The organism is Vibrio sp. 1CM7H (assembly GCF_023161645.1).
Lineage (GTDB): Bacteria > Pseudomonadota > Gammaproteobacteria > Enterobacterales > Vibrionaceae > Vibrio > Vibrio diabolicus.
The window spans coordinates 129,300-148,358 of sequence record NZ_JALNTV010000007.1; the positions used below are offsets into that span (position 1 = coordinate 129,300).

General features: G+C 45.4%; 20 protein-coding genes. 1 reads left to right on the forward strand and 19 read right to left on the reverse strand.

Translation table 11 applies throughout. The annotated features are described in order from the left end of the window. Window positions 1–6: 6 nt before the first annotated feature. From MSG33_RS19740 to trmJ, 16 genes are all read right to left on the reverse strand, one after another. Window positions 7–621, reverse strand: coding sequence for a YfgM family protein (locus MSG33_RS19740; protein ID WP_005391529.1), 615 nt, complete (start codon window positions 619–621; stop codon window positions 7–9). A gap of 126 nt (window positions 622–747) precedes the next feature. Continuing rightward, complete coding sequence (gene hisS, locus MSG33_RS19745; RefSeq protein WP_005391530.1) at window positions 748–2,016, reverse strand: histidine--tRNA ligase; 1,269 nt, start codon at window positions 2,014–2,016, stop codon at window positions 748–750. Window positions 2,017–2,042: 26 nt separating this feature from the next. Next, the gene (gene ispG / locus MSG33_RS19750) at window positions 2,043–3,161 is read right to left on the reverse strand and encodes a flavodoxin-dependent (E)-4-hydroxy-3-methylbut-2-enyl-diphosphate synthase (protein ID WP_005391537.1); all 1,119 of its coding nucleotides are present in this window, start codon (window positions 3,159–3,161) and stop codon (window positions 2,043–2,045) included. A 6-nt stretch (window positions 3,162–3,167) separates the two neighbouring features. After that, window positions 3,168–4,118, reverse strand: coding sequence for a cytoskeleton protein RodZ (gene rodZ, locus MSG33_RS19755; RefSeq protein WP_248381826.1), 951 nt, complete (start codon window positions 4,116–4,118; stop codon window positions 3,168–3,170). 435 nt (window positions 4,119–4,553) lie between these two features. Continuing rightward, window positions 4,554–5,681 carry a bifunctional tRNA (adenosine(37)-C2)-methyltransferase TrmG/ribosomal RNA large subunit methyltransferase RlmN gene (locus MSG33_RS19760; RefSeq protein WP_248381828.1) on the reverse strand — a complete coding sequence of 376 codons (1,128 nt, stop codon included), beginning with the start codon at window positions 5,679–5,681 and terminating at the stop codon, window positions 4,554–4,556. A gap of 377 nt (window positions 5,682–6,058) precedes the next feature. Beyond that, a complete protein-coding gene (ndk, locus tag MSG33_RS19765; protein WP_005391542.1) occupies window positions 6,059–6,484 on the reverse strand; it encodes a nucleoside-diphosphate kinase in 426 nt (141 codons plus the stop codon). A gap of 94 nt (window positions 6,485–6,578) precedes the next feature. Further along, window positions 6,579–7,877, reverse strand: a complete 1,299-nt coding sequence (gene pepB, locus MSG33_RS19770; RefSeq protein ID WP_005391544.1) for an aminopeptidase PepB — start codon at window positions 7,875–7,877, stop codon at window positions 6,579–6,581. A gap of 161 nt (window positions 7,878–8,038) precedes the next feature. Further along, entirely contained in the window at window positions 8,039–8,233 is a 195-nt protein-coding gene (gene iscX / locus MSG33_RS19775) for a Fe-S cluster assembly protein IscX (RefSeq protein WP_005391546.1), read from the reverse strand. A gap of 44 nt (window positions 8,234–8,277) precedes the next feature. Then, window positions 8,278–8,616, reverse strand: coding sequence for an ISC system 2Fe-2S type ferredoxin (fdx, locus tag MSG33_RS19780; protein ID WP_005391548.1), 339 nt, complete (start codon window positions 8,614–8,616; stop codon window positions 8,278–8,280). A gap of 13 nt (window positions 8,617–8,629) precedes the next feature. Then, window positions 8,630–10,483 carry a Fe-S protein assembly chaperone HscA gene (gene hscA, locus MSG33_RS19785; RefSeq protein WP_109170039.1) on the reverse strand — a complete coding sequence of 618 codons (1,854 nt, stop codon included), beginning with the start codon at window positions 10,481–10,483 and terminating at the stop codon, window positions 8,630–8,632. A gap of 21 nt (window positions 10,484–10,504) precedes the next feature. Beyond that, the gene (gene hscB / locus MSG33_RS19790) at window positions 10,505–11,020 is read right to left on the reverse strand and encodes a co-chaperone HscB (RefSeq protein WP_248381830.1); all 516 of its coding nucleotides are present in this window, start codon (window positions 11,018–11,020) and stop codon (window positions 10,505–10,507) included. A gap of 55 nt (window positions 11,021–11,075) precedes the next feature. Continuing rightward, window positions 11,076–11,399 carry an iron-sulfur cluster assembly protein IscA gene (gene iscA / locus MSG33_RS19795; RefSeq protein ID WP_005391554.1) on the reverse strand — a complete coding sequence of 108 codons (324 nt, stop codon included), beginning with the start codon at window positions 11,397–11,399 and terminating at the stop codon, window positions 11,076–11,078. Between the two features lie 70 nt (window positions 11,400–11,469). Beyond that, window positions 11,470–11,853, reverse strand: a complete 384-nt coding sequence (iscU, locus tag MSG33_RS19800; protein ID WP_005381718.1) for a Fe-S cluster assembly scaffold IscU — start codon at window positions 11,851–11,853, stop codon at window positions 11,470–11,472. Between the two features lie 38 nt (window positions 11,854–11,891). Continuing rightward, the gene (locus MSG33_RS19805) at window positions 11,892–13,106 is read right to left on the reverse strand and encodes an IscS subfamily cysteine desulfurase (RefSeq protein WP_005391556.1); all 1,215 of its coding nucleotides are present in this window, start codon (window positions 13,104–13,106) and stop codon (window positions 11,892–11,894) included. Window positions 13,107–13,134: 28 nt separating this feature from the next. Then, complete coding sequence (gene iscR / locus MSG33_RS19810) at window positions 13,135–13,641, reverse strand: Fe-S cluster assembly transcriptional regulator IscR (RefSeq protein ID WP_005381720.1); 507 nt, start codon at window positions 13,639–13,641, stop codon at window positions 13,135–13,137. A gap of 125 nt (window positions 13,642–13,766) precedes the next feature. Then, window positions 13,767–14,486: a tRNA (cytosine(32)/uridine(32)-2'-O)-methyltransferase TrmJ gene (gene trmJ, locus MSG33_RS19815; protein WP_104974454.1), complete on the reverse strand. Its 720-nt coding sequence runs from the start codon at window positions 14,484–14,486 to the stop codon at window positions 13,767–13,769. Between the two features lie 231 nt (window positions 14,487–14,717). On the opposite strand from trmJ, the gene suhB reads away from it, so the two are divergent. Beyond that, window positions 14,718–15,521, forward strand: a complete 804-nt coding sequence (gene suhB / locus MSG33_RS19820) for an inositol-1-monophosphatase (RefSeq protein WP_047010191.1) — start codon at window positions 14,718–14,720, stop codon at window positions 15,519–15,521. Between the two features lie 211 nt (window positions 15,522–15,732). On the opposite strand, the gene secF is transcribed toward suhB, so the two are convergent. From secF to yajC, 3 genes are read right to left on the reverse strand one after another with little or no spacing between them, the layout of a single operon-like run. Continuing rightward, the gene (gene secF, locus MSG33_RS19825; RefSeq protein WP_005391572.1) at window positions 15,733–16,680 is read right to left on the reverse strand and encodes a protein translocase subunit SecF; all 948 of its coding nucleotides are present in this window, start codon (window positions 16,678–16,680) and stop codon (window positions 15,733–15,735) included. Window positions 16,681–16,694: 14 nt separating this feature from the next. Further along, entirely contained in the window at window positions 16,695–18,551 is a 1,857-nt protein-coding gene (gene secD, locus MSG33_RS19830; protein WP_006741889.1) for a protein translocase subunit SecD, read from the reverse strand. A 21-nt stretch (window positions 18,552–18,572) separates the two neighbouring features. Then, a complete protein-coding gene (gene yajC / locus MSG33_RS19835) occupies window positions 18,573–18,902 on the reverse strand; it encodes a preprotein translocase subunit YajC (RefSeq protein WP_005381725.1) in 330 nt (109 codons plus the stop codon). Window positions 18,903–19,059 lie beyond the last annotated feature (157 nt).

A 19,059-nucleotide genomic window follows, 5' to 3' on the forward strand; every position in this document is an offset into this window, starting at 1 on the left:
CGGTCCTTATTTCGCCAGATCGTCCAATTTCATTTGTAGCGTCGGGCTTGCGTCTGCCGCTTGCTGAGCTTCAGTATACGCAGCGTATGCGGCATCTTTGTCACCTTGGCGAATCGCAATATCGCCACGAAGTTCAGCAATACGCCCTGTCCATGCTGCATCAGTGACGTTACTTAGCTCAGCCGTTGCAGCGTCAAAGTTACCCATTTCCGTTTCAATGCGCGCAATGCGGTAACTAATCAATGGTAACAGCGCAGCATCTTGAGTGTTGCTTTGCGCCCACTTCAATTGCTCTAATGCAGCAGAAAGATCTTGAGCTTCAACTTGTGCTTTAGCAAGTTGTAGCGCAGCCAATACTGAATATTCTTTTACTTCATTTGACTCAATGAAAGCTTTCACGTCAGCTTGAGCATCAGTACCTTTATCTTGCAAAGCATTCATTGCTGTCGTGTAGCTTTGAGAAGCTGCTTCACTCGCCTGAATCACAGAATCCTGGTAGTAACGCCAGCCAAATAGACCACCTAAGCCAACAACCGCACCGATGATGACGGCTTTGCCGTTTTCCTTCCACCAGTCTTTAATGGCTTCAACTTGTTGTTCTTCAGTATCGTAAAGTTCCACTTCCTGTCCTCTTAAAACATGTAAATGGCAGCTTAGCTGCCATTGTTCCTATTTCGTTTAAAGGCTCCACATTTGGGAGCCTTAGCTTACGAACTAGGATGTAATTTTGTTAGATTACTAAAAGACTTAAATCAGTGCTGCGATCTTTTCTGCAACTTCTGCTTGGTTGTAAGTCTCTTGCTCACCACCGGCCAAGTCTTTCAGTACTACGGTATTATCCGCAACTTCGTTTTCACCCAGAACTAATGCTATAACAGCACCTACTTTGTCTGCGCGTTTAAACTGTTTCTTGAAGTTACCGCCACCGAAGTGATTCATCACACGAACGCCAGGGATAGACTCACGAAGCTGCTCTGCTAGCTTCATTCCTGCCATCATGGTGCCTTCGCCTGCTGTTACTACGTAAACATCCACACTGCGACGAACGTCTGTTAGTTCTAGTGTTTCTAGCATCAGAACAAGACGCTCTAGGCCCATTGCAAAGCCAACTGCTGGTGTTGGTTTACCACCTAATTGCTCTACAAGACCATCGTAACGTCCACCGCCACAAACGGTGCCTTGAGCACCTAGGCTTTCAGTGATCCATTCAAATACCGTGCGGTTGTAGTAATCCAGACCACGAACTAGACGTTCGTTAACTGTGTATTCGATACCTGCGGCGTCTAAAAGTTCACATAGACCTGCGAAGTGTGCTTTAGATTCTTCACCTAAGTAATCTGAAAGGCGAGGTGCATCACCTAAAATAGCTTGAACGTCAGGGTTCTTCGTATCCAGAACACGCAGTGGGTTCGTGTGCATGCGACGCTTACAATCTTCGTCTAGCACATCAATATGTTGCTCAAGGAACGCAACCAGTGCAGTACGGTAGTCTGCGCGGTCTTCTTGAGAACCGATAGAGTTCAGCTCAAGACGAACATGTTCATTGATACCCAGTTCACGCCATAAGCGTGCCGTCATCATGATAAGTTCTGCATCAACATCAGGACCGTTAAGGCCAAACACTTCGACACCACACTGGTGGAATTGACGGTAACGACCTTTCTGCGGACGCTCATGACGGAACATAGGCCCCATGTACCACAGACGCTGTTCGTCACGGTTGATCAGGCTGTTTTGAATACATGAACGTACACAACCCGCAGTACCTTCAGGGCGAAGTGTTAGGCTGTCTCCGTTACGATCATCAAAGGTGTACATTTCTTTTGAAACGACGTCTGTCTCTTCACCAACAGCGCGGCTGAATAGGTTTGTTTCTTCAACGATTGGCATGCGCACTTCGTTATAACCGTATGCGCTAATTACATTTTTCACTGTGTTTTCTAGTTTTTGCCACAGTGGCGACTGAGTTGGGAGGCAATCGTTCATGCCTCGAATTGCTTGAATTGTTTTTGCCACAATACTTACCGTAATTCTCGTTGAGATTAATCTTGTACTTTAACTTCGATGCGGTTTTCGCCATTCATCATGGCGGCTTTCGCACGGATCTTAGCTTCTAGCTGATTCACAAGGTCATCGTTATCAAAGCGTTCTTTCTGGCGTTTACCATCTTCGTAGAATGCGCTCTTCTTGTTACTGCCTGCTAGACCTAAGTGAGAAACTTCTGCTTCACCAGGGCCGTTTACCACACAACCGATGATAGACACATCCATTGGCGTGATGATGTCTTCTAAACGTTGCTCCAGTGCATTCACCGTACCAATCACATCAAATTCTTGGCGCGAGCAACTTGGGCAAGCAATAAAGTTGATGCCTCGAGAGCGAATGCGCAGAGATTTAAGAATGTCGAAACCGACTTTGATTTCTTCAACTGGATCGGCAGCCAAAGAGATACGCAGCGTATCGCCGATCCCTTCAGATAACAGCATACCTAAGCCAACAGATGACTTAACAGCACCAGCACGAGCACCGCCCGCTTCTGTAATACCCAAGTGAAGAGGCTGATCGATTTTCTTCGCTAGCAGACGGTATGAATCCACCGCTAGGAAGACGTCTGAAGCTTTCACGCTAACTTTAAATTGGTCAAAGTTAAGACGATCGAGATGATCAACGTGACGCATCGCCGATTCAACTAAAGCTTCTGGCGTTGGTTCACCGTATTTCATCTGTAAATCTTTTTCCAAAGATCCACCGTTGACACCAATACGGATTGGGATGTTTTTATCGCGAGCACAGTCAACAACAGCGCGAATGCGCTCTTCATTGCCAATGTTACCTGGGTTGATACGTAAACAGTCAACACCGTACTCCGCCACTTTCAGCGCGATACGATAGTCGAAATGAATATCAGCCACTAACGGTACAGAAACTTGCTGTTTAATCAGTTTGAAAGCTTCTGCTGCGTCCATGGTAGGTACAGAAACTCGAACGATATCTGCACCGACTTTTTCTAGTGCTCGGATTTGAGCGACTGTCGCTTCTACGTCAGTCGTGCGAGTGTTAGTCATTGACTGTACGGCAATTGGCGCACCATCACCAATTGGTACATCACCCACATAAATACGCGTCGATTTACGACGAATAATTGGAGATTCGTGTTGCATAATTTTTTATAACGGTAGAGTGAATCTAGCTACTTTGCCTGAAGTATACCCAGAAAGGTCGACAGGTTCACTTGCAAATGTCATTGTAACCCCTTCCGGTGCGCCTAATATCACTTTAAACGGCGCTTTTCCGGTAAGTTCTACATCTTGTCCTGGTTTATGAGTACCACTTACCAGCGTTTTACCATTGGTGTCTTTTACTTGAATCCAACAGTCCGCTTTAAACTTCATAGTAAGAAGTGTCATGCCTTCAGGTACGACTGGCGCAGGCTGTTCCTCTTCCGCAGTTTCAATCACGGCAACAGGTTCTTCAGAATCTACGCTTGTTGTATTTTCAGTTTCAGCAAGCAGAGGGTCGCTACCCTGCTCGACTGGTACTTCACTCGTTTCAACAACATCATTACTTGTTGAAACAACGTCTTCAGGAGTACTTGCGATTAACTCCTCAGCCGTCATTAAATCGATATCAGCTAACTCTTTCGCTGTGGGCTTCGGCGCTTCAACACTTGAATCCGTAACTTCCTTCGTTAGGCTATTCTCTTGCTGGTTTTGCCACCACCAAGCTGCAGAAATACCAATAATGACCAACCCGATAACCCAAGTCAGGAGCATGATACGACTATTGTGCTTCTCATCTTTTGTTTTGCGAGAGAAGCTCTGCATTTCAATTTCTTGCTCTTGTGGCTGTACATCTGCTGTCTGCTCTAACGCAGTCAAAACCATCTTCTCATCAAGGCCTACGAACTTCGCGTAAGAACGCAAGTAACCACGCGTAAATGTCGCAACTTGTTGAGACTCAAATCGGTTATTTTCAATATCTTCAATAACAGAAACGCGAAGCCTCAGGCGATCAGCAACTTGCTTTTGACTCATCCCAAGAGATTCGCGTTTGTTTTTCAGTAATGTGCCAGCTTCAATAGAAAGTGGCACTTCATTCGTATTTTCGTGTTCTGTCATAATGGTGGTATTTAATCTGTTTTAGTGGCTAACGTGGTTATGTATTTTCGTTATTGTTCTTAAGCCTCTTTAAAAGATAGCTAGCCTAAACGCGTTAACCAAAATAATAATTTTAAGAAACTCTCAGCGATTTGAGTGTGAATACCCGTTTTGCAAAAATCAGCAAAGCGTATGTGAGAAAATGCTGAGAATTATCGGTGTCATCGTTAATGTCACATATCATGATAAGCGAATGTGTAACGAAGACAAAAACTCTTTACACTCAAACTAACAGATAGCTCAAGCTTTTGTCCAAACTTTGACAAAGTAATTCGAAATTATACCCAAATAACCTCGAGTTGGAGAGTTGTCGTCATAAATCTTGGCAGAAATGCTCTTATCGATAAACAAAATAGCCAGAGCAAATGGCTCTGGCTATTTTTGAATTCCGGTCGTTTATACCGCTTTTACTTCAATGGTATCAGCACCGCGCGACGCTTTTAACATTGCAGTACGTTTAGTTCGGTCAATCACATCACCGACTAACTGACCACACGCTGCATCAATGTCATCGCCACGAGTCTTACGAACCGTTACTGTATGCTCATATTGCATCAATGTTTTTTGGAAGCGATCAATACGTGAGTTACTTGGTTTCTTGTAAGGTGAACCTGGATACGGGTTAAACGGAATCAAGTTAATCTTACATGGTGTGTCTTTCATCAGCTCAGCCAGTTCACGAGCATGGTCCATGTCATCATTCACATGATCAAGAAGTACGTACTCAACCGTTACCTTACCGCGGTTTGCATTCGATGAAGCGATGTAACGACGAACTGATGCTAGGAAATCTTGAATATCCCAACGATCGTTAATTGGCATGATTTCACTACGCAACTTATCGTTTGGCGCATGAAGGGAAATTGCCAACGCGACATCGATTTTGCCTGTCATCTGATCAAGGCCAGAAACCACACCTGATGTAGATACAGTCACACGACGTTTTGACAAACCAAAGCCAAGATCGTCCAGCATTAGTTCTAATGCCGGGATCAAGTTCTTCATGTTTAGAAGCGGTTCACCCATACCCATCATCACGACGTTAGTAATTGGGCGGCGACCTGTTTCTTTCTCAAGACCAATTTCACGTGCAGCGCGCCACACCTGACCGATGATCTCTGAAACTTTCAAGTTACGGTTAAAGCCCTGCTGTGCTGTTGAGCAGAACTTACATTCCAACGCACAACCTACTTGAGAAGACACACAAAGCGTTGCACGATCATCTTCTGGAATGTAAACCGTCTCTACATCCTGATCACCAACGTTCATCGCCCACTTGATCGTACCATCAGAAGAGTGCTGAGCTTCTGCGACTGTTGGTGCCTTGATTTCGCACTTGTGAAAAAGCTTTTCGCGCAGCTTCTTGTTAATATTTGTCATTTTTTCGAAGTCATCTACACCGAAATGGTAGATCCACTTCATAACCTGATCGGCACGAAACGCTTTCTCGCCGAGTTCTTCTGCGAAAAACTGACGCATGCCTTTGCGATCAAAGTCGAGTAGATTGATTTTTTCAGTGGTCATGTTGCCTCTCAATGACTGAAACAAGAATAAGGGCGCGAATTGTACAGCCTTTATGCAGCTACAACAAGGGGTGTAAAACCCTGAGTTTGCTAAGGCATTAAAATCAAAATGATTAAATTTTAAGCACCTCTTGCGCTATAAGTGGCTATTACACTATCAAAAGTAAAAGCGTAGAAATCGTAAAGGGAAAAGACTAAAAATAACTCACGTTACTGGGCTTTAAAGCCCATTATATAGTCAGACTAGTTCGCGTATAAGAGATCACTTATGCAGTCAACATTGCCACTCAACTTAGGTATATGAAATGAAAAAGCCTCGGAAAGTTCCGAGGCTTTTCTGTATCAGACCATCACTAACAAGTGAAGTATCACCCCTAATTAGCGAGAGAAAACCTCTGACTCAGGGAAGAAAAACTCAATTTCACGCGCTGCAGATTCAGGGCTATCGGAACCATGAACTGAATTGTGACGCATGCTAAGTGCGTAATCGGCACGAAGCGTACCGCATGCCGCTTCCTCTGGGTTAGTTTTACCCATCAGTTCACGGTAACGTGCAATCGCATTTTCACCTTCCAGTACCTGAACCATAATAGGACCAGATGTCATGAACTCTTTTAGTGGAGGGAAAAACTCTTTGCCTTCATGCTCTGCATAAAAACCGCTTGCCTGATCTTCAGTCAGGTGAACCATTTTAGCAGCGACAATACGTAGGCCAGCCTTTTCAATACGGTTATAGATTTCACCAATTAGGTTTCGCTCTACCGCATCCGGCTTAATGATTGAAAATGTTCTTTCTAGAGCCATAAAATTTCCTTTCTGTACTTGTAATAATAGTTGTGTTTTTAAAGTGACTTACTGGGTAAGAGCAGCACTCAAACAAGGAGTGCTGCAATCAATCTTATTTACCAGCTTGCTCATTGAGGAAACGAGCAAGTGTACGAACGCCCATACCCGTAGCTCCCGCAGCCCATTTATCAGACGCGGCTTTACGGTATGTACCCGCACAGTCGAAGTGCAACCAGCCTTTTTTGTAGTCTTCTACGAAGTAAGACAAGAATGCTGCTGCTGTGCTTGCACCCGGAGAGTAGTCGCCAGAACTGATATTCGATAGGTCAGCAAAGTTTGACGGCAGCATTCCACGGTGGAAGTCAGCAAGTGGTAGCGGCCATAAACCTTCTTTTTCTTGGTTTGCCGCAGTGAGCGCTTGATGCGATAACTCGTCATCGAAACTCATTAGTGCGTGGTAATCATTACCCAAAGCATTCTTCGCCGCACCTGTTAGTGTTGCACAATCAATGATTAACTCAGGTTTTTGTTCACTGGCGTAGATAAGGCCATCAGCAAGCACTAAACGACCTTCTGCATCGGTGTTCATGATTTCAACGGTTTTACCGTTTTTGTAGGTGATGATATCGCCAAGCTTGAGTGCGCGACCAGAAACCATGTTCTCTGCACAACAAAGGATCAGTTTTACACGCTTGTTCAAACCACGAAGAATCGCCAGTGCAAGACCACCGGTGATGGTGCCTGAGCCACCCATGTCTGCTTTCATTGCGCTCATGAAGTTAGAAGGCTTCAAGCTGTAACCACCCGAATCAAAGGTGATACCTTTACCGACAAGACACGCGAATATTGGTGCGTTCTCGTCACCTGTCGGGTTGTAGTCTAGCTGGAGCATCGCAGAAGTACGCTCCGAACCACGGCCTACGGCGTAAATGCCTTCCCAACCTTCTGCCAACAAGTCTTTGTCTTTGACGATACGAGCTGTCACTGTGCCTTTAGGCGCAACAGATTTGATGAATTCAGCGGCCATTGTCGCTAGCTGACGAGGGGCAACTTCTTCTGCGGTTTTATTGATGATATCGCGGGTAAAATCAGTCGCGGTAATACGCGCTTGAAGCTCTGCTTGATCTTCTTCAGACAATGCAGACCACTCAACTGAGCCATGTTTTTTTGGGTTACGGTAACCTTGGTGGAAAGCCCAAACGCTCTCTAAATCCCAGTTATCACCGGAAAGAAAAATAGAACGAATTCCTTGGCCATCTAGCTGACGAGCTGCACGTTGAATTGCGCCAAGATCGTGACCTTCACCTAAATGAATAGTTGCGCCGTTTTCAGCGAATGAAAGCAGTGCTTTTTCACCCCAATGTGGTGCTGCCGACTCTTGACTTAAAAATACAGACATCTGTGTAGACATGGTTTCTCCTTGTCTTATAGCAGCGTTGCCTACGCTGCTTCTTTTTAATAACTCATGGATGTTAGCATTATGTAGGGCCAAAATGTCAATTGGATAAAAAAACGGACCTAAAGGTCCGCTTTTTTTAGTAAGAATTGTTAACTAGGCTGTGTTTTACAGACTTAGTCTGCTTCATCCATCCAGCACATGATAACAGCTTCCAGAATCTTTTCGTTACAATGGTTTGGGTCATCTTCAAACTCATCTAACTCCATGATCCATTGATGAAGATCGGTAAAACGCACCGTTTGCGGATCAACATCTGGAAACTTGTCACAAAGCTCAATCGCGATATCGCGAGAATCTGTCCATTTCATTGCTCATCTTCCTTTTGCTTCTTCCCTATATTGGGAAGATAGTTTTAGTGATCTTCTGAAGCGTGGTTTAGCGTGTACTTAGGAATTTCTACCACTAAGTCTTCATCAGCAATTTTCGCCTGACACCCTAGACGTGATTCAGGCTCTAGACCCCACGCTTTATCCAGCATGTCGTCTTCCAGCTCTTCACTTTCTTCTAGCGAATCAAAACCTTCACGGATGATCACGTGGCAAGTGGTACACGCACATGATTTTTCACACGCATGTTCAATACCGATACCATTTTTTAGCGCTACGTCCAGAACGGTTTCACCAGTGTTTGCTTCCAACACTGCGCCTTCTGGGCACAAATCGTCGTGTGGTAATACAATAATCTTAGGCATAACTACTTATCTCTTATATATCGTCTACTGATTGACCTGACAGCGCAGCTCGAATCGATTTATCCATACGGCGCGATGCGAAATCTTGGCTCGCTTTATCGGTATCTTTAATGCCTTGCTCAATCGCATCTGCATCATCACCATTACGCAGCTCAATCAAGGCTTCGATGGCTTTTATCAGGTCTTGTTTCTCTTGTTCTGATAGTAGTTCGTCACCATCAGCTTGCATGGCTGCAATCAAGCCTTCTATCACACGGTCGGCCTCAACACGCTGTTCAGCCAGCGCACGAGCTTGCATGTCTTCTTTAGCGTGAGTCATTGAATCACGCAGCATATCCGCCACTTCATTATCGCTTAACCCGTAAGAAGGTTTTACTTGAATCTCTGACTGAACACCGGTGCTCTTTTCCATTGCCGTAACAGAAAGAAGGCCGTCAGCGTCAACTTGGTAAGTCACACGAATATGTGCCGCACCCGCCGCCATCGGTGGAATGCCTTTCAATGAGAAACGAGCCAGTGAACGACAATCATCAACCATTTCACGCTCACCTTGTACCACATGAACACTCATGGCCGTTTGGCCATCTTTGAATGTGGTAAATTCTTGCGCACGCGCAACAGGAATCGTGGTATTGCGAGGGATGATCTTCTCAACCAGACCACCCATGGTTTCAATACCAAGCGACAGTGGGATCACGTCAAGAAGTAACATTTCTGAATCAGGCTTGTTACCCGCTAGAATGTCGGCTTGGATACCCGCGCCAATTGCGACAACTTCATCAGGATTAATGCTTGTTAGCGGTGTGCGGCCAAAAAACTCGCCTACCATTTCACGAACCAGCAATGTGCGTGTTGAACCACCAACCATGACAACTTCGAGTACTTCGTCTGCGTTAACATCAGCATCTTTTAATGCACGACGACAAGACATTAGTGTTTTCTTCACTAATGGGCGAATCAGATCTTCGAACTGCTCACGAGTAACGGTGCCCTTCCAGCCAAACACGTCTACATCAACGCTGTCTTGCTCAGAGAAAGCAATCTTAGTCGCAGTAGCAATGTTCAGTAGCGTACGGTTTTTTTCAGCAGAAAGTGGGGCTTCGAGACCCGCTTGCTCCATTAGGTAATCCGCTAACAGATGGTCAAAGTCATCACCGCCTAACGCAGAGTCACCACCTGTTGCTAATACTTCAAATACGCCTTTCGACAAACGTAGAATAGAGATATCAAATGTACCGCCACCTAGATCGTAAACCGCAATCACACCTTCTTGGCCTGAGTCTAGGCCATAAGCAATTGCCGCGGCGGTTGGTTCGTTAAGCAGACGGAGAACATGAAGACCTGCTAATTTCGCGGCGTCTTTCGTACCTGCACGCTGAGCATCATCAAAGTAAGCAGGAACAGTGATCACAACACCCGCTAACTCACCACCTAACGTTTCTTCTGCTCGCTTACCTAGCGCTTTTAGAATGTCCGCAGATACTTCAATCGGGTTTTTGTCACCTTGAGGCGTTTGCAGGATTGGAAGACCATTTTCACTCTCTCTAAAACGATAAGGAAGTGAAGAGTAACGGGACTGAATGTCCTTTAATGAACGACCGATCAAACGTTTTACAGAGATAATCGTGTTCTCTGGTTCAAACTCTGCTTTAGCTTTGGCTTCGTGGCCGACCGTTAACGTTTCCTCAGCGTAATTAACGACTGAAGGTAAAATAGTACGGCCCTGCTCGTCCGCAAGTGGAGTTGCATCGCCGCTACGTACAGAAGCAACCAAAGAGTTGGTAGTACCTAAGTCGATACCCGCTGCTAACTTATGCTCATGAGGTGCCGAGCTTTGGCCCGGTTCTGCGATTTGAAGTAGTGCCATGATAGGTCCTTGTCACGCTAACTAGTCGAGGAGTTTGTCTTCGACTAGTTCAATTTCGTTCTTTAGTTTGGCAATGAATTTTAGCTTACGAACTCGGTCTGCGGCTTCAGCCCAAAAACCATCATCAAGCTCTTGCTCGACGCTTGCCAGATGCTGTTTGTACATTTTGCTGACCTTAGAATCGAAGTCAAAAAGCGCCGATTCAGGATCGGTGCTGTCAGCAATTTCTTCCAGTTCTTCGCGCAGCTCCATTTGCTCCATTAAGAACATTGGATCTTGCATTGTCTGCTGTTCACCTCGGATCTCAACTCCCTGCTCTGCGAGGATGTACTCGGCACGGGAGATAGGATTTTTCAGAACTTGATAGGCATCGTTGATTTGCGCTGCCTTTTGCACCGCCATCAAACGGTCACGTTCAGATCCCGTTGCAAAGTTATCCGGGTGGAAGCGTTTTTGTAGTTCTCGGAACTGAGAAGAAAGAAGGCTACCATCCAGCTTAAACTGACTTGGTAGCCCAAATAATTCAAAGTGATTCATTAAGTTCGGGTCCTAGTAAAGCCTTCCGGACTCGCTTGTCCAGAAGGACAATCAATTAGACGTTGAAGCTTTCACCACAACCACATTCACTTTTCGCGTTAGGGTTGTTGAATTCAAAACCTTCATTCAACCCTTCTTTCACGTAATCCAATTCGGTACCGTCTAGGTACACTAAGCTTTTTTTGTCGATGATGATTTTCACTCCAGAGAGTTCAAAAACTTCATCTTCTTCGTTAAGCTCATCAACAAACTCAAGTACATATGCCATGCCTGAACAACCAGTCGTCTTCACTCCAAGACGTAAACCGATACCTTTGCCTCGGTTATCTAGGAATGCTCTTACGCGACTTGCCGCTGATTCTGTCATTGTGATGGCCATACTGCACCTTAGTCTGTCTAAATTTCGATTGGAATGGGAGCGTCAAAGCTCCCATTATATTACGGAATAATTATTCTTGGTGTTTTTTCTTGTAGTCTGCAACCGCTGCTTTGATTGCATCTTCAGCAAGAATTGAACAGTGAACTTTCACTGGTGGAAGCTCTAGCTCTTCAGCAATTTCAGAGTTTTTAATTGCTGCTGCTTCATCAACTGACTTGCCTTTTACCCACTCAGTTACTAGTGAGCTTGATGCGATTGCACTACCACAACCGTATGTTTTGAACTTCGCATCTTCGATGATACCTTCCGGTGTCACTTTGATTTGAAGCTTCATTACGTCACCACAAGCTGGAGCGCCAACCATGCCGCTACCTACTGATGGGTCTTCTTTATCGAATGAACCAACGTTACGTGGGTTCTCGTAGTGATCAATTACTTTTTCGCTGTATGCCATGATAAATTACCTCGAATCCTCTATTTCAATCCCTGAGATTAATGGTGAGCCCATTCAACAGTGCTCAAATCAATCCCTTCTTTGTACATATCCCATAGAGGAGACATGTCGCGTAGCTTAGTCACTGCAACGCGGATTTGTTCAATTGCGTAATCAATTTCTTCTTCAGTCGTGAAACGACCAAACGAGAAACGAACCGAGCTGTGAGCCAATTCATCATCCATGCCTAGGGCACGAAGAACGTAAGAAGGCTCAAGGCTTGCAGACGTACAAGCACTACCAGAAGATACCGCTAGATCTTTAAGCGACATTAGTAGTGACTCACCTTCTACGAATGCGAAGCTGATGTTTAGGTTGTGTGGTACACGTTGCTCAAGGTCACCGTTTACCGTCACTGCTTCTAAGTCTTTCACGCCATCAAAAAGACGGTTACGAAGCGCTAAAGCGTGATCGTAATCTTTTTGCATGTCTTCTTTTGCAATGCGGAATGCTTCACCCATACCAACGATTTGGTGAGTAGGAAGTGTACCAGAGCGGAAACCACGCTCATGGCCGCCACCGTGCATTTGCGCTTCAAGACGAATACGAGGCTTACGACGAACGTAAAGTGCACCGATGCCTTTAGGGCCATAAACTTTGTGAGCAGAAAGCGAAATTAGGTCAACTTTCATCTCTTGAACGTCGATTGGTAATTTACCTGCAGATTGCGCTGCATCCACGTGGAAAACAATTTTACGCTCACGACACAATTCGCCGATCGCAGTAATATCTTGAACCACACCAATCTCGTTGTTTACGTGCATAATAGACACAAGCACTGTGTCATCACGCATTGCCGCTTTAAGCTTCTCTAGATCGATCAAGCCATTTGATTCTGGCTCAAGGTAAGTCACTTCAAAGCCTTCACGCTCAAGTTGACGACATGGGTCAAGAACGGCTTTGTGCTCTGTTTTACAAGTGATTACGTGCTTGCCTTTCTTCGAGTAAAAGTGCGCTGCACCTTTAATAGCAAGGTTGTCTGATTCTGTCGCACCAGATGTAAATACGATTTCGCGAGGATCTGCATTTAGAAGGTCAGCAATTTGCTCACGAGCAGTATCGACCGCTTCTTCTGCCTGCCAGCCGTAACGGTGCGAACGCGACGCTGGGTTGCCAAATGTGCCATCCATTGTCATGTACTGAACCATTTTTTCAGCAACACGTGGATCAACTGGACATGTAGCGGAATAATCAAGATAAATCGGCAGTTTCATTCTCTACTCCAATGTAAAAAGCTGACCGCTAAGAGCGGACGTTTACACCGATGGGCGCGGCGGTTGTATTTTTGTTTGATAGCCCATGGGTTACCGCCAGATCAATGTCCTGACGATCAGAAATTTCGAGGACTTCATTGTCTGTCATCAACTCACCAAGAGTGATGTTATTCAAGAAGTCACTAATGCGAGAGCTTAAGTCGCGCCATAGCGTGTGAGTAAGGCAACGTGTTCCACCTTGGCAATCTCCTTTGCCCTGGCATTTGGTTGCATCGACTGACTCATCAACGGCTGCAATCACGGTACCAATAGCAATACTGTGTGCGTCGGCACCAAGTCGGTAACCACCACCAGGACCACGAACGCTGGCAACGAGACCTGCTTTACGCAATTTTGAAAATAGCTGCTCTAAGTAAGAGAGCGAGATCCCCTGACGCTCTGAGATGTCAGCAAGAGGCACAGGGTTTTGTTGCGAATGCAGTGCCACATCCAGCATGGCTGTCACCGCATATCTTCCTTTAGATGTAAGTTTCATACCACACCGTATCCACATGGTTTGTAATGGTTAAGATTTTTCCATACCTGAGTAATTTGGTCAAGTATTTATTTGACCATTTTACTCAGGTATTCATCCTTACACCTAAAGTGGTTATTCTTTACTCAGAGCTTCTTTTCTATCGAGGTCAAAATGCCGCGTAGAATATTGAGCTCCTGGGTTTCTGGCCGAGCACGAGAGAACAAGCGACGCAATTTATTCATCACCTGCCCTGGTTGCTCTTTATTGATAAACTGGGTCTCAACCATCACCTTTTCAAGATGCTCGAAGAACATTTCGAGCTCTCTATGACGTGGGTACTCTTCCGGCTCATTTGGGGCAAACTGGCTTTGCTCTAAGTTCAAATGCGCAACTCGTACTTCGTAACTCAGAGTTTGTACGGCCATCGCTAGGTTAAGCGAGCTATATTCAGGGTTAGCAGGAATGCAAACATGGTAGTGACACCTTTGCAGCTCTTCGTTTGTTAGACCAGTTCTTTCACGACCAAACACGAGCGCGACAGGGTGTTTTCTACCCTCAACCGCAAATTTCTCACCACATTCACGTGGCTCAAGCATTGGCCATTCTAATGTACGAGAGCGAGCACTGGAGCCCACCACAAGGCTGCAATCTTCAACCGCTTCCTCTAATGTGCCGACAATCTTTGCATTTTGAGCAATATCACCAGCACCCGCAGCCAAAGCAAGAGTTTGTTCATCCACTTCACATTGTGGATCGACTAATACTAGTTGGCTTAAACCCATCACTTTCATAGCTCGAGCTGCTGAGCCAATATTGCCTGAATGAGAGGTACCTACGAGTACAATTTTTACTTGATCCAACATCTGTGTTTGCTACCTAAATTAAAACCGCAGAATGTTACCATAGTTTTTTAACACACCCTAGGGCGAAGCAGGCCTCTCTTCTCATTCTTGGTCATTGTTCTCGTTCGCCTCAAGCTAAATACAATAAAACCACTGACTTTAGAACAAAAAATAACCACTTCCCTTTTTACTGATCTCTGGTATACTCGCCGCCGCTTTCATTTGTTCTTTAACATCCGTTGGGAAATTCGTATGCATCCAATGCTAAACATTGCTATTCGCGCTGCGCGAAAGGCAGGCAATCATATTGCTAAATCATTAGAAAACACTGATAAAGTAGAATCTACTCTTAAAGGCACTAATGACTTTGTCACTAATGTAGATAAAGAAGCAGAATACATCATCATCGATACTATCAAGCAGTCTTACCCTGAGCACTGTATCGTTGCTGAAGAACAAGGTCTTATCGAAGGTAAAGATAAAGACGTACAATGGATCATCGACCCACTGGATGGCACCACTAACTTTGTAAAAGGTTACCCAACTTTCGCGGTTTCTATCGCAGTTCGTATTAAGGGCAAAACTGAAGTTGCTTGTGTTTACGATCCAATGCAAAACGAGCTATTCACTGCACAACGTGGTGCAGGCGCTCAACTAAACAGTGCGCGTATCCGTGTTGCTCAACTAAAAGACCTTCAAGGTACTGTTCTAGCTACTGGTTTCCCATTCAAACAGAAACAACACGCTGAGTCTTACATCAAGATCGTTGGTGCGCTATTCACTGAATGTGCTGATTTCCGTCGTAGCGGCTCTGCTGCTCTTGACCTATGTTACGTGGCTGCTGGCCGTGTTGATGGTTACTTCGAGCTAGGTCTAAAACCTTGGGATATGGCAGCAGGTGAGCTTATTGCTCGTGAAGCTGGCGCTATCCTAACTGACTTTGCTGGCGGCACTGAGTACATGAAGTCTGGTAACATTGTTGCTTCAAGCGCTCGTGGCGTAAAATCTATCCTTAAGCACATCCGCGAAAATGGTAACAGCGCGATCCTTAAGTAAGATTTGAAAGTCATATTTAGCCCGTCACGCTGATGACTTTAAAAAGCCCCGCTCAATGAGCGGGGCTTTTTTTGTATCTACTGAACCGTATCCACTTAGCTGCAATGTAAGGCTCTTCATACCGTGAGGTTCTGCAAGCATACGGCTCGATTCAGATACAAAAAAACCGCTGATTGCTCAGCGGTTTTTTGTTTTCGATTCTCAACCTGCCTTATGGCATTTCGTCGAACTCTGCGCCTTCTTTTTCTACTTGAGGTGGCATCAAGTGCTCTTTCTGGATGCCCAGTTTTAGCGCTAGTGCTGATGCTACGTAGATAGAAGAGTAAGTACCTACAGTGATACCAAGTAGAAGTGCGGTTGCGAAGCCGTGAATCATCGCACCACCCTGCATGAACAGTGCAATTACCACGAACAATGTTGTACCCGAGGTAATCAACGTACGGCTCAACGTTTGGGTGATTGAAGCGTCCATGATATCGGCTGGCTCACCTTTACGCATCTTGCGGAAGTTTTCACGGATACGGTCAAACACAACGATGGTATCGTTGAGCGAGTAACCGACTACCGTTAATAGTGCCGCAACGATGGTTAGGTCAACTTCTATTTGTAGGAATGAGAAAACACCTAACGTGATAATGATATCGTGAGCCAATGCCATAACCGCACCAGCCGCTAGACGCCATTCAAATCGCATCGAGACATAAAGCAGGATACAGATCAGCGACACGAGGATCGCTAGGCCGCCAGCTTCTGTTAGCTCATCACCAACGTTAGGACCTACGAATTCAATACGACGCATTTCTACGCTTTCGCCAGTACCATCTTTGATAGCACCAATGATTTGGTTGCCCAGCGTTTCACCAGAAACGTCATCACGTGGACGAAGACGAACCATTACTTCACGAGCACTACCGAAGTTTTGTACTGTCGCATCACCAAAACCTTTCGCATCTAAAGCGGTTCGGATTTTTTCAAGGTTCGCAGGTTTTTCAAAGCCAACTTCAATTAGCGTACCGCCAGTGAAGTCTAGGCCCCAATTTAGCCACTTAGTTGACAAAGTGAAGATAGAAGCAGCAATCATAAAGATTGAAAAAACGAATGCTACTTTCGACCAACGCATAAAGCCGATCGTCTTCTCTGCTTTTAGAATTTGAAACATATTAATTCCCAGCCTTAGATCGACAATTTATCAACGCGTTTGCCACCGTAAATCAGGTTCACGATACAACGTGTACCAATAATGGCGGTGAACATTGAAGTTAAGATACCGATAGATAGAGTAACCGCGAAACCTTTCACTGCACCAGTACCGACTGCAAATAGGATAATTGCAGTAATCAGTGTCGTGATGTTCGCATCGGCAATCGTACTGAATGCATTCGCGTAACCTTGGTGAATAGCTTGTTGTGGACTACGCCCATCACGAAGCTCTTCACGGATACGCTCGAAGATCAGTACGTTCGCATCAACCGCCATACCGACCGTTAACACGATACCGGCAATCCCCGGAAGCGTCATGGTAGCGCCTGGAATCATCGACATCACACCAATGATCAACACTAAGTTAGCCATTAGAGCGATGTTGGCAATCAAGCCAAAGCCACGGTAGTAAAGCAGCGTAAACAGCATTACGGCAACCATACCCCAGATACACGCTTGGATACCCATATCGATGTTTTGCTGGCCCATTGATGGACCAATAGTACGCTCTTCAACGATAGAGATAGGTGCGATCAGTGCACCAGCACGTAATAGAAGTGCAAGGTTGTGCGCTTCAGCTGCGGAGTCTATACCCGTGATACGGAAGTTACGTCCAAGAGCCGATTGAATCGTCGCTTGATTGATGACTTCTTCATGCTTATCCAGGATGACTTTGCCTTCAGGCGTACGACGACCACTGTCTTTGTACTCAGCAAACACGGTAGCCATTAGCTTACCGATGTTCTTCTTAGAGAACGCTGACATCTTGTTACCACCTTCGCTGTCTAGCGAGATGTTAACTTGTGGACGACCGTATTCATCGACACTTGAGCTTGCATCCGTAATGCTTTGACCACCAAGAATAACACGCTTCTTAAGCACAACCGGACGACCGTCTCGGTCCATTTTGATTTCACTGCCTGCTGGCGCACGACCATTTGCCGCCGCTGATAGGTCAGCTTTATCGTCAACTTCACGGAATTCTAGCGTCGCAGTCGCACCTAGAATCTCTTTTGCACGAGCAGTATCTTGAACACCAGGAAGCTCAACAACAATTCGGCTTGCACCTTGACGTTGAACAAGAGGCTCTGCAACACCTAGCTCGTTTACACGGTTACGTAAAATCGTAATATTTTGCTCAACAGCGTAGTTACGGATCTCTTGTAAACGTTGCTCGGTAAAGGTCGCAGTAAGAGCGTAACGGCCATTTGAATCAGATTCGACAAAGAGCATGTCCGGGTGATTCTTTTCTAGCATTGCTTTCGCTTCTGCTAATTGCTCTTCGTTACGTAGCAGAACCTCTACCGCTTCTTTGCCAGAAGGGCGGATAGCACGATAACGAATTTTTGCCTCACGAAGTTCGCTACGGAAAGCTTCTTCTTGCTGACCAACGAGCTTTTCCATCGCAGCGTCCATGTCTACTTCCATTAAGAAGTGGACACCACCACGAAGGTCAAGACCCAGCTTTAATGGTGACGCGCCAATCGCTTCTAGCCAATCGGGTGTAGAAGGAGCAAGGTTAAGTGCAACAATTGTGTCTTTGCCAAGCGCTTCGCTGATGACATCACGAGCACTGATTTGCGTGTCAGTGTCGTTAAAACGAACAAGAATTGATCCATTTTCGAGAGCAATGGATTTATGAGAGAGTTGCTCTTTATCAAGAGCAGTAGTGACAGCATCCAGCGTTGACATATCTACAGAGGCGCCACGCGCCCCTGTAACTTGAATAGCCGGATCTTCACCGTAGATATTTGGAAGTGCGTATAACGCAGCGGTGATGATGGCAAAAAATACCATCAAGTACTTCCATAATGGATAACGGTTTAGCACAGCGAGGATCCTTTAGCTGTTTTATAGAGACTTAAGCGTACCTTTTGGCAACACTGCAGTGATGAAGTCTTTCTTGATTACCACTTCATTGTTCGCGTTAAGCTCGATTGAAATGTAGTCATTGTCTTCAGCAATCTTAGTGATTTTACCCACTAGGCCACCGCTAGTTAGAACTTCGTCGCCTTTGCCCATAGAAGCCATTAGGTTCTTGTGCTCTTTTACACGTTTCGCTTGTGGGCGGTAAATCATGAAGTAAAAGATCACTGCGAACATGCCAAGCATGATTAGCATTTCAAAACCACCGCCTGCTGGCGCGCCTTCTGCTGCTGCGTGAGCCTGAGAAATAAACATTAAAACATCCTCATTATATTTTATTGATAATCCAACAAGTTGGGCTTTCGCATTTTAGATTCAAGTCTGAGAGTAACTAATAGCGATCACTCTCTCAAAAATAACGTGCGTTAGCCTACTTTATTAGCAAAAGCCTCTGGCGACATGCCAAAGGCTT